Source organism: Mesorhizobium tamadayense, from assembly GCF_003863365.1.
Lineage (GTDB): Bacteria > Pseudomonadota > Alphaproteobacteria > Rhizobiales > Rhizobiaceae > Mesorhizobium > Mesorhizobium tamadayense.
In genome coordinates, this window is record NZ_RQXT01000206.1 from 1 (window position 1) to 629 (window position 629).

Here is a 629-nt window from a genome sequence, read left to right on the forward strand (position 1 = left end):
GCCGTCGGCATCGTGCAGCCGCCTGTCGTGGCGCTGGAGACGGATGGCGGCAATGGCTACGTCATCGATGCCGGCCATCGCCGGGTGAAACAGGCGATCGCGGCCGGTCTGGAAGAGATCGCCGTCCTGGTGATCGAGAGGGCCGAGGATGGCGGCGCCATGCGCTCGCTGGCCGACACGCTCGCACATGAGCAGCTCAGTCCCGTCGACCAATGGCGCGCGATCGAGCGTCTTGTTGCACTGGGCTGGACCGAGGAAGCGATCGCCGTGGCGCTGGCGCTGCCGGTACGCCAGATCCGGAAGCTGCGCCTGTTGGCGAACGTCCTGCCCGCCATGCTCGATCAGATGGCCAAGGGCGACATGCCCAACGAGCAACAGCTGCGCACCATCGCGTCGGCTTCGCTTGATGAGCAGAAGGAAGTCTGGAAGAAGCACAAGCCCTCCAAGGCCGATCCGCAGGTGTCGTGGTGGAGCGTGGCGCAGGGTTTGACCAAGACCCGGATGTTCGCCAGGCACGCCAGCTTCGGCGACGACCTGGCGCAGGCCTATGGCATCGCCTGGGTCGAGGACCTGTTTGCTCCGGCTGACGAGGACAGCCGCTACACGACGGATGTCGAGGCCTTCCTTGG

Annotated in this window: 1 pseudogene; it reads left to right on the plus strand. The window is 66.1% G+C overall.

Annotated features, from left to right (window positions below):
* A pseudogene (locus EH240_RS37280) lies at window positions 1-629 on the plus strand (ParB N-terminal domain-containing protein); the annotation flags it as partial.